The following is a 12,718-nucleotide window of genomic DNA, read 5'->3' as shown; positions in this document are numbered from 1 at the left end:
TCAGGGCCGGCGGGCCGGCGGCACGCAGCACGGGGTGGGGCAGGTGTCCCACATCGGCAGCTCGCCGCAGCGGCGGCGCAGCCGCTCCCCGTCCGGCGTGGTGCGCTCGGTCACCAGCTCGCGGACCATGGTCACGAAACGCGGATCGGTGCCCGGGGTGCCGGCCCGGACGAAGTCCAGGCCGAGCTGCTTGGCCGTCTCCAGCGCCTCGGTGTCCAGGTCCCAGACCACCTCCAGGTGGTCGGAGACGAAGCCGATCGGGCTGACCACCACACCGGTCACGCCCTGCCCGGCCAGCGCGGTCAGGTGGTCGTTGATGTCCGGCTCCAGCCACGGCACCTGCGGCGGGCCGGAGCGGCTCTGCCAGACCAGGTCGTACGGCAGGTCGGGCGCGGCGGCGGCGTGCACCAACCGGGCGGTCTCCTCCAGCTGGGCGGTGTACCGGCCGCCGTGCGGACCCGCGGTGGCCGCCATCGAGGTGGGGATGGAGTGCGCGGTGAAGACCAGTCGGGTGCTGTCCCGTCGCGCCGGGTCGAGCTGCGCGAGGGCCGCGCGGACCGCGTCGGCGTGCGGCTCGACGAAGCCGGGGTGGTCCCAGAACTGGCGCAGCTTCTCGATCACCGGGGCGTCCGCGCCGACCGCCGCCCGGGCCTTGGCGATGTCCTCCTGGTACTGCCGGCAGGAGGAGTAGCCGCCGTACGCGCTGGTGACGAAGGCGAGCGCCCGCCGCACCCCGTCGTCGCGCATCTGCGCCACGGTGTCGGCGAGCATCGGGTCCCAGTTGCGGTTGCCCCAGTAGACCGGCAGGTCCACGCCGTTGGCGGCGAAGTCCGCCCGGATCGCGGCCAGCAGCTCCCGGCACTGCTCGTTGATCGGGGAGACCCCGCCGAAGTGCAGGTAGTGCTCGGCGACCTCGGCCAGCCGCTCGGGCGGGACGCCCCGCCCCCGGGTCACGTTCTGGAGGAAGGGCATCACATCTTCGGGCCGTTCCGGACCACCGAAGGAGACCAGCACCAACGCGTCGTACGCCATGGGCCTATTCTTCCCCGCCGCGGATCACGGGCGCGCGACGCCCCCGGGGTGCGGTGCGGCGAGCGGGGTCCCGGCGCTGCGCCGGGGCCCCGCTCGACTGCTCAGGCGCCGATGGCGTGGTAGCCGCCGTCGACGTGGACGATCTCGCCGGTGGTGGCCGGGAACCAGTCGGAGAGCAACGCCAGGCAGGCGCGGGCGGCCGGCTCCTGGTCGGTGAGGCTCCAGCCCAACGGGGCCCGCTCGGTCCAGGCGTCCTCGAACTGGTCGAAGCCGGGGATCGACTTCGCGGCGATGGTGCGCAGCGGCCCGGCGGCGACCAGGTTGCTCCGGATGCCCTGCTTGCCCAGGTGCAGCGCCAGGTAGCGGGAGGCGGACTCCAGCCCGGCCTTGGCCACGCCCATCCAGTCGTAGACCGGCCAGGCCTTGGTGGCGTCGAAGGTCAGGCCGACCACCGCGCCGCCGGCGGACATCAGCGGCAGCGCGGCCATCGCGAGGGACTTGTAGGAGTACGTGGAGACCTGGACGGCGGTCGCCACGTCCTCCCAGGGGGCGTCGAGGAACCCGCCGCCGAGGCAGCTCTGCGGGGCGAAGCCGATCGAGTGGACCACCCCGTCGAGGCCGTCGACGTGCTCGCGCACCTTGTCGGCGAGGCCGGCGAGGTGCTCCGGGTTCGTCACGTCGAGCTCGATCACCGGGGCCGCCTCGGGCAGCCGCTTGGCGATCCGCTCGACCAGGGAGAGCCGGCCGTAGCCGGTGAGCACGACCTGCGCGCCGTTCTCCTGGGCGAGCTTCGCCACCGAGAAGGCGATCGAGGCGTCGGTGATGACGCCGGTGACCAGCAGCCGCTTACCGGCGAGCAGTCCGGACATTTGCAGAACCTCCGTCTTTCTCAGTGACCCATGCCCAGGCCGCCGTCGACCGGGATGACGGCGCCGGTGATGTATCCGGACGCGTCCGAGGCGAGCCAGGTGACCACCGCCGCGACCTCGTCCGGCTCGGCGAACCGGCCCGCCGGGATGGCCTTGCGGTATTCGGCGCGGCGCTCCTCGGGCAGCTCGGCCGTCATGTCGGTGTCGATGAAGCCGGGGGCGACCACGTTCGCGGTGATGTTGCGGCCACCCAGCTCCCGGGTGATCGACCGGGCCACGCCGACCAGGCCGGCCTTGCTGGCCGCGTAGTTGACCTGGCCGACGCCGCCGTAGAGGCCGACCACCGAGGAGATGAAGATCATGCGGCCCCAGCGGGCGCGGAGCATCTTGGTGGAGGCGCGCTTGGCGCAGCGGAACGCGCCGGTCAGGTTGGTGTCCAGCACCGAGGTGAACTGCTCCTCGGACATCCGCATCAGCAGCGTGTCGTTGGTGATGCCGGCGTTGGCGACCAGCACCTCGACCGGGCCCAGCTCGGCCTCGACGGCGCTGAAGGCGGCATCGACGGAGGCCGCGTCGGTGACGTCGCACTTCACGCCGAAGAGTCCCGCGGGCGGCTCGCCGCTGCGGTGGGTGACCGCCACCCGGTCGCCCTGCTTGGCGAAGGCCTGGGCGACGGCCAGGCCGATCCCCCGGTTGCCACCGGTCACCAGCACGGTACGGGCCACGGGTTCCCCCTCTGCTCAGCTGATCTCTCGGTCGGTGGCGAGCCTAGGCGTTACCGGTAGGTAAGCGCTAACGCCGGCATGCCGTCGGACCGCCGCCGGGCGGGCATGATCAGCCGCCAGGTGGGGTCCGACCGGGCCGACCGGCCGAGTGCGCCGTCGCCGCACCCCCGGTGTACGATGATCCGCGTTTGCCGGGCCGCAGTTCGCCCGCGCTCCGGGCCCCGCCGACCGCTGGAGGTGATCGCTGTGCGAGATAGCGATCCTCCCAGTCGTGGCCGGGCCGATCGTCAGCCCCGCTGAGCCACGACTCAGCAGGTGAGCTGACCCAGCTCCGCTCCCCCCACCGTGGCACCCTCGGCTCCAGTCCGGGGTGACCGTGCTGCGCCGCCCGACACCGGGCGGCCGGGGAGCATCCCGGTCACGACTTCGTGTGTGCGCGTCCTGATCCACCCCCCGGTCCCCGTACGCCGACGTGGACCGTCCCCGCCGCCACCGGAGCCTGTCCCATGAGCCGTTACGTCGCCCCGCTGGGCTTCACCCTCGCCGCCGTCTGGGTGGCCGTCCTCTTCGTCCTGGCCGGCGGCGGTCACTGAACACCGCCGGCCCGCCCCGCCGCTAGAGCAGCCGGGACGACCAGAGCAGGCTCAGCCCGCCCGCGCAGAGCGCCAGCAGCAACGCGATGCCCGCGTACCACTGGGTGACCTCCCGCGGCTGGGTGCGGAACCCGATCGAGCTGCCCATGTCCTGGTAGACCTGCTTCAGCTCGCTCACCGACGCCGCCTCGTAGAAGAACCCCTCGGTGGTCTCGGCGAGCTGCGCCAGCGCCAGCCGGTCCACCGGCACCCGCTGGAGCTGGCCGCCGATGTCCACCTGCCCGGCGTCGGTGCCGAACGCGATCGTGGAAACCGGCACGTTCGCCGCCTGGGCCGCCGCCGCCGCCTCCTCCACCGACCGCCCCGCCGTGCGGTACCCGTCGGAGAGCAGCACGATCCGGGCCGGCGGGATGCCGGCCGCGCCGTCCGCCGGCACCGACCGGATCGCCTCCAGGCAGGTGAAGACCGCCTCACCGGTGGCGGTCGCCTCGGCCAGCACCAGGCCGTCGATCGCGGTGGTCACCGCGGACCGGTCCTTGGTCGGCGACACCAGCACGTTCGCCGACTTCGCGAACGACACCAGCCCCAGGTTGTAGCTCTCCGGCAGCTCACCGACGAACTGCTTCGCCGCCTCCTGGGCCGCCTCCAGCCGGTTCGGCGCCACGTCGTCGGCCTGCATGGAGAGCGACACGTCGATGGCGAGCATGACGGTGGCCCGCTCCAGCGGCTCCTTGGTGTCCACCGCCGGGCGGGCCATCGCCGTGGCGAGCACCAGCAGGCAGAGCAGGAAGGCGGTGGCCGCCGCGTGCCGCCGCCAGCCCAACCCCTTCGGCGCGACGGTCCGCAGCAGGTCCACGTTGCTGAACCGGACGGCGTACGCCCGGCGGTGCAGCTGCCGCCAGACGTACGCGGCGGCGAGGGCGAGCACCGGCAGCACGGCCAGCAGCCACCACGGTTGCAGAAAACGGATCATCGTGTCGTCCCTCGGGTGCGGGCGTGCCGCTGCGCGGCCACGAAACGCACCATGTCCAGCAGCCAGTCTCGGTCGGTACGCAGCCTCAGGTGCCCGGCGCCGGCGGCGCGCAGCTCGGCGGAGATCGCGGCGCGCTGGGCGGCGGCCGCGTCCGCGTACCGGCGGCGCAGCCGCGGGTCGGCGGTCTGCACCTCGTGCAGCTCCCCCGTCTCCGGGTCGACCACCGGCAGCACCCCCACGTCGGGCAGTTCCAGCTCACGCGGGTCGACCACCTCGATCGCCAGCACGTCGTGCCGGACCCGCAGCTTACGCAGCGGCCGGCCCCACTGCTGCGGCGGCGCGAGGAAGTCGGAGATCACCACCGCCACGCCCCGTCGGCGCGGCGGCCGGTTCAGCAGGTCGACCAGGGCGCCGAGGTCGCTGCGCCCGGGCTGGATCTGCGCCTCGGCGATCGCCCGGAGCAGCCCCTGGGCCTCCTTGCGACCGGAGCGGGCGGGCAGCCGCAGCAGGGTGCCCGGTCCGGGCGGCGGGGCGGCGGCGCGCCACCGGCCGGTGCGTACCGGCGCCGGAGGGCCGGTGCCGACGACGGCGCCGATCCGGTTGCCGCCGCGCACGGTCAGGTGGGTCAGGGCGGCCGCCGCGGCGACCACCACGTCCCGCTTGAGCCACCGCCCGGTGCCGAAGTCGAGGCTGGCCGAGAGGTCCACCGCGAGCCAGGTCTCCAGCTCCCGGTCGGCCACCGTACGCCGCACGTGCGGCATCGTGGTCCGGGCGGTGACCGGCCAGTCCATCCGGCGGACGTCGTCGCCGGGGCGGTACTCGCGGGACTCCCCCGCCTCGCTGCCCGGTCCGGGCAGCAGCCCGGCGTAGTCGCCCTGGAGCAGGCCGTCGAGCTTGCGGGTCACCAGCAGCTGCAACCGGGACAGGGCGGCGCCGGAGCGTTCACCGGCGGCCGGCAGGCGGGTCGGTGGGCTCACGGCCGCTGCCCGGGCCAACCGCCGCCCGGGGGTACGGCCGGGACGGGGCTGGCCTGCTGCCGGGGCGCGACGGCGGGCAGCGGGATGGTGGACATCACCCGGTGCACGATGTGGTCGGCCGGCACGTCGTCGGCGAGCGCGTCATAGCTGAGCACCAGCCGGTGACGCAGGATGTCCGGGGCGATGTCCTGCACGTCCTGCGGCAGGGCGTAGTCCCGGCCGCGCAGCAGCGCCAACGCCCGGGTGGCCCGGACCAGGCCGAGCGAGGCGCGCGGGCTCGCGCCGTACTGGATGAGCTGCGCGACGTCCGGCATGCCGTGCTCGGCCGGGGCCCGGGTGGCCAGCACCAGCCGGACCGCGTAGTCGACCAGCGCGTTGTGCACGAAGACCTGGTCGGCCTTGCGCTGGAGGGCGATCAGGTCGGGGGTGCTGAACACCGGCGCCGGCTCGGGCGCGGCGACGCCCATCCGGTAGACGATCTCCCGCTCCTCGGCGTCGGTCGGGTAGCCCACCACGATCTTCATCAGGAAGCGGTCCCGCTGCGCCTCCGGCAGCGGATAGACGCCCTCCTGCTCGATCGGGTTCTGCGTCGCCATCACCAGGAACGGGTCCGGCACCCGGTGGGTCTCCCCACCGATCGACACCTGACGCTCGCTCATCACCTCCAGCAGCGCCGACTGCACCTTGGCCGGCGCGCGGTTGATCTCGTCGGCGAGCAGGAAATTGACGAAGACCGGGCCCAGCTCCACGTCGAACTTCTCGCTCGACTGCCGGTAGATGCGGGTGCCCATGATGTCGGCGGGCACCAGGTCGGGGGTGAACTGCACCCGGGCGAAGGACCCACCGACCACCCGTGCGAGGGTCTCCACGGCGAGCGTCTTCGCCACGCCGGGCACCCCCTCCAGCAGGCAGTGCCCGCGGGCGAGCAGCGCCACGAACATCCGCTCGACCATCCGGTCCTGCCCGACGATCACCCGTTTGATCTCGAACAACGCCCGCTCCAGCAGGGTGGCGTCCTCGGCGGGGGTGGTCACGGCGGGCGGCGGGGCCTCGGTCGGGGTCGGGGCGTCGGGCGTGGTCGGCTGGGCCACCGGTCCTCCACAGCATGATCGATCGTCGCGGTGTGGTGCGTGTCAAGACTGTCATGCCCGGCTGAGTGCCGAGGTGGTGAGAAGCCGATTTTCGCCACGCCGGGTCGCCGCGCGTCGCCGCGCGCAGGACACGCCGCGTCGCCGCGCAGAAAAGCGGAGAACACGGGTGGACAGGAAGGGGGCCGGCGTGTGTACGATTCACCCCGTCGCCGGGCGGCTCCCCCCGTGGTCGCCCGGCGCTCAAACTCCTCTCTCCGCGGCCTAGACTCGCCCGGATGACCTCCTCCACCCCTGCCGACGAGGCGCCGATCTGTTCGGCGCGCGGGTGCCGCGCGCCCGCCGTCTGGGCACTGCGCTGGAACAATCCCCGCCTGCACGACGCCGACCGGCGCAAGACCTGGCTGGCCTGTCCCGACCACCGGGAATCCCTCGGCGACTTCCTCGGCGCACGCGGCTTCCTGCGCGAGGTGGCACCGCTGCCCGGATCGCCTAACCTCGAAGGGTGAACGAGCGCAGCGGACCGGTGCCCGCCGAGGACCACCCCGGGCCGCCGCCCGCCCACCCGCTGGAACCGTGGCCGGACACCGTCCACTGGCAGCGCATCTCCACCGACCTGATCTGGGTGGAGCTGATCCGGCTGGGCGTGCTGCTCGCCGTCGTCCTGCTCGGGCTCGCGGTCGGCTGGGCGGTCAGCGGAATGTGGGGCTTCGGTGCCGCGCTCGGACTGGTCCTGCTGCTGGCCGGCTGGCGGGCGGTCACCATCATCCGCGCGGTCCACGCCTGGGGCTACGCCGAGCGCGAGGACGACCTGCTGGTCCGGCAGGGGCTGCTGGTGCGGCGGCTCTCCATCGTCCCGTACTCCCGGATGCAGTTCGTCGACGTCAGCGCGGGGCCGCTGGAGCGCGCCTTCGACCTGGCCACCGTGCAGCTGCACACGGCCGCGGCGGCCAGCGACGCGCGGGTGCCCGGTCTGCGCCCGGCGGAGGCGTCCCGGCTGCGGGACCGCCTCACCGCCCTCGGTGAGGACCGGGCGGAGGGCCTGTGAGCGACGGCCCCACCGGCCCACCGCCGGACCAGCCCGCACCGGCGCCGTGGCCGGCGACACCGGAAGCGCCCTGGCCGGTCCCGCCCGGTGCCACCGGCCCGCACCCACCTCCGGCCTGGCCGGCGCCGCCCGGAGCGGCCTGGCCCGTTCCGCCCGGTGCCACCGGTCCGGCGCCGCCCTGGCACCCGACCGGTCGGCCGGGGCCGCCCGATGCCACCGGTCCGGCGGCCTGGCACCCGACGGGTTGGCCGGGGCTGCCCGGCCCACCGCCGGTCGAGGAGCCCCGGCAGCGGCTGCACCCGTTGAGCCCCGCGCTGCACGGCGCGAAGTCCCTCGCCGTGGTGGTCGCCGGCCTGTCCTGGTCGACGCTGTCCCGGGTCGGCTTCGGCTGGTTCGCCGTCCTGGTGGGGGTGCTCGCCCTCGGCGCGACCGTGCTCGCGGTGATCAGCTGGTACAACACCGGCTACCACGTGGTGGGCCGGGAGCTGCGGGTGCACGAGGGGCTGCTCTGGCGGCGTACCCGGGCGATCCCGCTGGAACGGCTCCAGGCGGTCGAGGTGGTACGACCGCTGCTCGCCCAGCTCACCGGCCTGGCCGAGCTGCGGCTGGAGGTGGTCGGCGGGGGTCGTACCGAGGCGCCGCTGGCGTACCTGGGGGTGGCCGAGGCGACCGCGCTGCGGGAGCGGCTGCTCGTCGTCGCCGGTCGCACCTCGGGCACCCCGGAGGCCGCCCCGCCGACCGCGGACCAACCGCCCGCGCCGCCGCCGACCGGCCACCGGCTGCACACCGTACGCAACGTCGACCTGCTGGTCAGCCAGCTGCTCACCCCGCAGGCGTTCCTGCTGCCGTTCGGCGTGGCGTTCGTGGTGGCGCAGTTCCTCTCCGAGGGCTCCTGGTCGTTCATCGCCGTCGCCAGCACGGTGACCGCGATGGCCGGGGTCGTGCTGCAACCGGTCCGCCGGGTCCTCGACGACTGGGGGTTCCGCCTCGACCGGGACGCCGACATCCTCCGGGTCCGCAACGGGCTGCTGGAGACCCGGGCGCAGACCGTGCCGCTGGACCGGGTGCAGACGGTGGGCGTGACCTGGCCGCTGCTGTGGCGGATGAAGGGCTGGCTGCGGCTGCGGCTGGAGGTGGCCGGCTATTCGGGCGGCGAACCGGACGACCGGAACCGGCCGGACCGGCTGCTGCCGGTCGGTGACCTGTCGACCGGCGAACGGATCGTCGCGGAGGTGCTGCCGGGGGTGTGGCTGGGCGCGCTGCCGCTGACTCCCCCACCGCCCCGGGCCCGCTGGCTGCGCCCGCTGAGCCGGGCGGCGATCGGGGCCGGGCTCGACGACCGGGTCTTCGCGGCCCGCTCCGGCCTGCTCACCCGGCAGTTGTCGATCGTGCCGTACGCCCGGATCCAGAGCGTGCGGGTCACCCAGGGGCCGGCGCAGCGCCGGCTGCGGCTGGCCACCGTGCACGCCGACACGGCCGGCGGGGCCGGCGCGGTCGCGCACGACCGGGACGTGGCCGAGGCGTGGGCGCTCGCCGCCGAGCTGACCGCGCGGGCGCAGCAGGCCCGCCGCGCCGACGGTCGACGGCGGCGGTAGCCGGGTCAGCGCTCGACGGGCGCCGGAGCGGGCTTCGCCGCCGGCTCCGCACCGGAGCGCGGCCCCGGGATCGCGCCGGGCGGCACCGCGGGCCGGGCCCGCCGGGCCGCCCAGGCGCGTTCGGCCAGGCCGACGACCAGGAAGGTCATCCCCACGTACGCCCAGCCGACCAGCACGTCGATCAGGTAGTGCTCGCCGCTGTAGATCAGGGTGAACGTCATCGCCAGCGGATAGGCCAGCAGCAGCGGCCACCAGCGCCGACGGGTGGCCGGCAGGAAGAACAGCACCACGAAGAGGGCGAAGGCGGTGTGCAGCGAGGGCATCGCCGCGACCGGGTTCGAGGCGATCTGGCCGGCGTTGAGCACGTTGCCCGCCCCGTGCATGCCGAACGCCTGCCAGCCCCGGGTGGAGATCCGGGCGACCTCGGTGAGCAGGCCGTTCTGCGCGGCCCACCACGGCGGCGCGGCCGGATAGAGGAAGTAGGTGACCAGCCCGGCGGCGCAGAGGAAGCCCCAGCGCCGCATGAACGCCGCCCAACGGGAGCGGTTGCGCAGCCAGAGCACCCCGGCGGCGGCCAGCGAGACCACGAAGTGGGAGAAGTAGACCCAACTGGCCAGCATGTCCCACCAGTGCACCTCGGGCCGGTAGAGGTGCTGCTGCAACCAGACGGTCGGCACCTCGCCGCCGGTCGCCCAGCCGGCCAGGAAACGGTCGGCGACGATCAGCTCCAGCGCGTGCGGCGTCGCGCCGTTGTCGGCGAAGCCCCGGGAGAGGTTGTAGGCGGCCAGCAGCAGCACCACCGGGATCCAGTCCCGGGCGAAGCGCAGGTGGCTGCGCCACGGCCGGGACGAGTTCCACGCGACGGTGCCCGCCCAGATCCAGAGGAAGGCGTACGCCGGGTCGGTGGGCAGGCCGATCACCAGCCAACCGGCCACGAAGAGGACCGCCCAGACCGTCATGGCGACGATCCGGCGCCGGCCGCCGTCGGGCGCCGGCTCGGTCGGGGTGGGGGGCTGGGGATCTGTCACGACGGCCATCGCGGTCAAGGTTAACGGCGGGCGACGGGGCGGCAGACGCCGACCGCCGCCCGCTCGGCGACCGGGGGGGGGACCGCCCGGGCGCCGGCCGGTCCCGCCGAGGCCGGCGGCCGGTTGCCGGCGCGTACGGGCCGGGTGGCCGGGCAGCCCCTAGGCTGGACGCATGCAGGAGCAGCCGGACGCACCCTTTTCGCCGGGCCTGACCGCCCGGGTCGAGCTGACCGTGACCGACGCGGACACCGCCCAGGCGGTGGGCTCCGGGGACGTGCCGGTGCTCGGCACGCCCCGGGTGCTCGCGCTGGCCGAGGCGGCGACGGTGGCGGCCACCGCCACCCGGATGCCGCCCGGGGGGACCACGGTCGGGCTCCGGGTCGAGCTGGACCACACCGCGCCCACCCCGGTCGGCCGGACGGTGGTGGCGCAGGCCACCCTCACCGGGGTCGACGGCCGGCGGCTGCGCTTCGAGGTCGCCGTCACCGACGGCGGCCAGACCGTGGCGCAGGGCCGGGTCGAGCGGGTGCTGGTGGACCGGCAGCGGTTCGTCGAGCGGGCCGGGGCCGCGTCGTGACCGGCCGCTTCGTCGAGGTCGCCGACCGGGTGCACGTGCTGCGCGACCCGCTGCTGCACGTCAACGTCACGCTGGTGGTCGGTGCCGACGCGGCGCTGCTGGTGGACACCCTCTCCACCGCCGGGCAGGCGCGGGAGCTGGCCGAGGCGGCCCGGCGGGTCACCCCGCACCCGTGGGTCGTGGTGAACACCCACCACCACTTCGACCACTGCTTCGGCAACGCCACGCTGGCCGCCGACCCACCCCGCCCGGTGTACGCGCACGAGCTGGCCGCCGCCGCGCTGCGCGACCCGGACCGGCTACGCCGGGCCGCGTACGAGGAGATGCGCGACGAGCAGCCGGGGCTCGCCGCCGAGCTGGCCGACACGGTGCTGCTCGCCCCGACGCACACCGTGCACACCGAGACGGTGCTGGACGTGGGCGGCCGGCGGGTGCTGCTGCGCCACCCGGGGCACGGGCACACCGACGCCGACCTGGTGGTGCACGTGCCGGACGCGGAGCTGCTGGTCGCCGGCGACCTGGTGGAGCAAAGCGGACCGCCGGCGTTCGAGGAGTCGTACCCGTTGCAGTGGCCGGACGCGGTCGCCGACCTGCTGCGGCTGACCACGCCCACGACGGTGGTGGTGCCCGGCCACGGCGAGCCGGTCGACGTCGGGTTCGTCCGCGCCCAGCACGCCCAGTTCGTCGAGCAGGCCTGGCTGATCCGCGCCGCCCACACCGCCGCCGCCCCGCCGGAGCGCGTCGCCGCCGAGTCCCCCTTCGGCGCCCGCGCCGGCCTCGTCGCCGCCCGCCGCGGCTTCGCGGAACTCGACGGCACCGCCTAGGGCGGTCAGGCGGGGAAGCGGGCGGTGACGGCGGCGCGGGTGGGCATCGAGACGGCGCCCCCGGGGGACTCGCAGACCAGGGCGGCGACGCGCAGGGCGAAGGCGACCCGTTGCTGCCAGCCGGTCGGGTCGGTGGGCTCGCCCTCGGTGAGCAGGTCGGCGATCAGGGCACCCATCACCGAGTCGCCCGCGCCGGTGGCGTCGACCGCGTCGACCTTCGGCGCGGGGATGCGGACCAGGTCGGGGCCGGCGGCGACCAGCGCGCCGGCCGCGCCCAGCGTGACCACCACCGTGGTCGCGCCGAGTTCCCGCAGGTACGCGGCCACTCCCTCGACCGGCTCCCCGGGATAGAGCAGTTCGGCGTCGACGGTGCTCAGCTTCACCAGGTGGGCGCTGGCGGCGAACTCGGCGACCACCTCCCGCAGCCCGGCGAGCGACTCCGGGCCGGTGAGCAGCCGGGGCCGGACGTTCGGGTCGAAGACCCGCAGCGCACCGGCGATCGACCAGGCCCGGCGGGCGGCGGCGAGCACCGGTGGTTCGAGCAGCACGATCGACCCGCAGTAGAGCACGTCCGCCCCCTCGACCAGCGCGACGTCCAGGTCGTCGGCGGTGAGCAGGGCGTACGAGCGGGGCTCGCCGTAGAAGCGGAAGTCGGGTTCGGGGCCGGCGAAGGTGGCCACGCCGAGCGCGGTCGGCGCCGGTACGGTCACCGCGCCGGTCAGCCCGACGCCCGCCCCGGTCAGGAAGGCACGGATCCGGTCGGCGAGGGCGTCGTCGCCGAGGGAGCCGACGAACCGGGCGTCGCCGCCGAGCCGGGCCACCGCCACCGCCACGTTGAGCGGGCCGCCGCCGATCGCCTGCCGGTAGACGGGCTGCCCGTCGTGTTCGGCGTCGAGCAGGTCGACCAGTGCCTCGCCGAGCACCACCGCGTACCCCATCGTGGTTCCCTCCGTTCGTCGTACCCATGATCCTGACGCACGGGGCCGGTCCGGCGCACGGGGACGACGCGGACCCGGGCCCACGGTGCGGCCCCTTTGCTCTGCAGCCATCCGCGCAGCAAGCACTGTGCGTCACCTGCTGCGTGGGTGGCTGCAGAGCAAAGGGCATCGGAGGCGGCCGGGGCCGGCATCAGTCATATCGACGTTCGGCTATTGCGCCCCGGTGTCGGGGCGTGATGGGATGGCGCTTGCCGGACCGGCGCGGGGGCTGCCGCGCCGCCGGCGTCGGGATCCGGTCGACCAGCGAGGGCACCCCGGTCCGTGTCACGGACCGCAGGCGGTGCGCGTTCCGCCCGGCCGTACGACGGCCCGCCGGGCGCGGCACCGCGACAGTCGCATCCGCTCGTCGCAGCGGGGCGGTCCGGTGCGGGCCACGCCCCGCGAGTCAGGA

Annotated in this window: 14 protein-coding genes; 6 read left to right on the top strand and 8 right to left on the bottom strand. The window is 74.9% G+C overall.

Annotated elements, in window-relative coordinates; genetic code table 11:
* The 3 genes from ABUL08_RS03460 to ABUL08_RS03450 form a co-directional block, all read right to left on the bottom strand.
* Complete coding sequence (locus ABUL08_RS03460; protein ID WP_350934429.1) at nucleotides 1-1,032, bottom strand: ferrochelatase; 1,032 nt, start codon at nucleotides 1,030-1,032, stop codon at nucleotides 1-3.
* A gap of 101 nt (nucleotides 1,033-1,133) precedes the next feature.
* The gene (gene fabI, locus ABUL08_RS03455) at nucleotides 1,134-1,901 is read right to left on the bottom strand and encodes an enoyl-ACP reductase FabI (protein ID WP_350934427.1); all 768 of its coding nucleotides are present in this window, start codon (nucleotides 1,899-1,901) and stop codon (nucleotides 1,134-1,136) included.
* A 20-nt stretch (nucleotides 1,902-1,921) separates the two neighbouring features.
* Nucleotides 1,922-2,626, bottom strand: coding sequence for a beta-ketoacyl-ACP reductase (locus tag ABUL08_RS03450; RefSeq protein WP_350934424.1), 705 nt, complete (start codon nucleotides 2,624-2,626; stop codon nucleotides 1,922-1,924).
* A 428-nt stretch (nucleotides 2,627-3,054) separates the two neighbouring features.
* Between ABUL08_RS03450 and ABUL08_RS03445 the strand changes: the two genes are divergently transcribed.
* Nucleotides 3,055-3,219, top strand: coding sequence for a hypothetical protein (locus tag ABUL08_RS03445; RefSeq protein ID WP_350934422.1), 165 nt, complete (start codon nucleotides 3,055-3,057; stop codon nucleotides 3,217-3,219).
* A 22-nt stretch (nucleotides 3,220-3,241) separates the two neighbouring features.
* Here the strand turns inward: ABUL08_RS03445 and ABUL08_RS03440 are convergent, their stop codons facing one another.
* From ABUL08_RS03440 to ABUL08_RS03430, 3 genes are read right to left on the bottom strand one after another with little or no spacing between them, the layout of a single operon-like run.
* Entirely contained in the window at nucleotides 3,242-4,192 is a 951-nt protein-coding gene (locus tag ABUL08_RS03440; protein ID WP_350934421.1) for a VWA domain-containing protein, read from the bottom strand.
* Nucleotides 4,189-5,187, bottom strand: coding sequence for a DUF58 domain-containing protein (locus tag ABUL08_RS03435; RefSeq protein ID WP_350934419.1), 999 nt, complete (start codon nucleotides 5,185-5,187; stop codon nucleotides 4,189-4,191). The genes ABUL08_RS03440 and ABUL08_RS03435 overlap by 4 nt, the downstream gene beginning before the upstream one ends.
* Nucleotides 5,166-6,260, bottom strand: a complete 1,095-nt coding sequence (locus ABUL08_RS03430; protein ID WP_350934417.1) for an AAA family ATPase — start codon at nucleotides 6,258-6,260, stop codon at nucleotides 5,166-5,168. The genes ABUL08_RS03435 and ABUL08_RS03430 overlap by 22 nt, the downstream gene beginning before the upstream one ends.
* A gap of 275 nt (nucleotides 6,261-6,535) precedes the next feature.
* Here ABUL08_RS03430 and ABUL08_RS03425 point away from each other — a divergent pair, with 275 nt between their 5' ends.
* From ABUL08_RS03425 to ABUL08_RS03415, 3 genes are all read left to right on the top strand, one after another.
* Nucleotides 6,536-6,766, top strand: a complete 231-nt coding sequence (locus ABUL08_RS03425; protein ID WP_350934415.1) for a hypothetical protein — start codon at nucleotides 6,536-6,538, stop codon at nucleotides 6,764-6,766.
* Entirely contained in the window at nucleotides 6,763-7,305 is a 543-nt protein-coding gene (locus ABUL08_RS03420; protein WP_350934413.1) for a PH domain-containing protein, read from the top strand. The genes ABUL08_RS03425 and ABUL08_RS03420 overlap by 4 nt, the downstream gene beginning before the upstream one ends.
* Nucleotides 7,306-7,559: 254 nt before the next feature.
* Nucleotides 7,560-8,900, top strand: coding sequence for a PH domain-containing protein (locus ABUL08_RS03415; RefSeq protein ID WP_350938471.1), 1,341 nt, complete (start codon nucleotides 7,560-7,562; stop codon nucleotides 8,898-8,900).
* A 5-nt stretch (nucleotides 8,901-8,905) separates the two neighbouring features.
* Here the strand turns inward: ABUL08_RS03415 and ABUL08_RS03410 are convergent, their stop codons facing one another.
* The gene (locus ABUL08_RS03410) at nucleotides 8,906-9,937 is read right to left on the bottom strand and encodes a phosphatase PAP2 family protein (RefSeq protein WP_350934410.1); all 1,032 of its coding nucleotides are present in this window, start codon (nucleotides 9,935-9,937) and stop codon (nucleotides 8,906-8,908) included.
* Nucleotides 9,938-10,100: 163 nt separating this feature from the next.
* On the opposite strand from ABUL08_RS03410, the gene ABUL08_RS03405 reads away from it, so the two are divergent.
* On the top strand, nucleotides 10,101-10,505 hold the full coding sequence (locus ABUL08_RS03405; protein ID WP_350934408.1) for a thioesterase family protein: 405 nt from the start codon (nucleotides 10,101-10,103) through the stop codon (nucleotides 10,503-10,505).
* Entirely contained in the window at nucleotides 10,502-11,329 is an 828-nt protein-coding gene (locus ABUL08_RS03400) for an MBL fold metallo-hydrolase (RefSeq protein WP_350934406.1), read from the top strand. The genes ABUL08_RS03405 and ABUL08_RS03400 overlap by 4 nt, the downstream gene beginning before the upstream one ends.
* A gap of 5 nt (nucleotides 11,330-11,334) precedes the next feature.
* Here the strand turns inward: ABUL08_RS03400 and ABUL08_RS03395 are convergent, their stop codons facing one another.
* Complete coding sequence (locus tag ABUL08_RS03395; RefSeq protein ID WP_350934404.1) at nucleotides 11,335-12,267, bottom strand: carbohydrate kinase family protein; 933 nt, start codon at nucleotides 12,265-12,267, stop codon at nucleotides 11,335-11,337.
* Nucleotides 12,268-12,718 lie beyond the last annotated feature (451 nt).

This window comes from Micromonospora sp. CCTCC AA 2012012 (genome assembly GCF_040499845.1).
GTDB lineage: Bacteria > Actinomycetota > Actinomycetes > Mycobacteriales > Micromonosporaceae > Micromonospora > Micromonospora mangrovi.
This window is presented reverse-complemented; position numbering and strand designations above follow the sequence as displayed.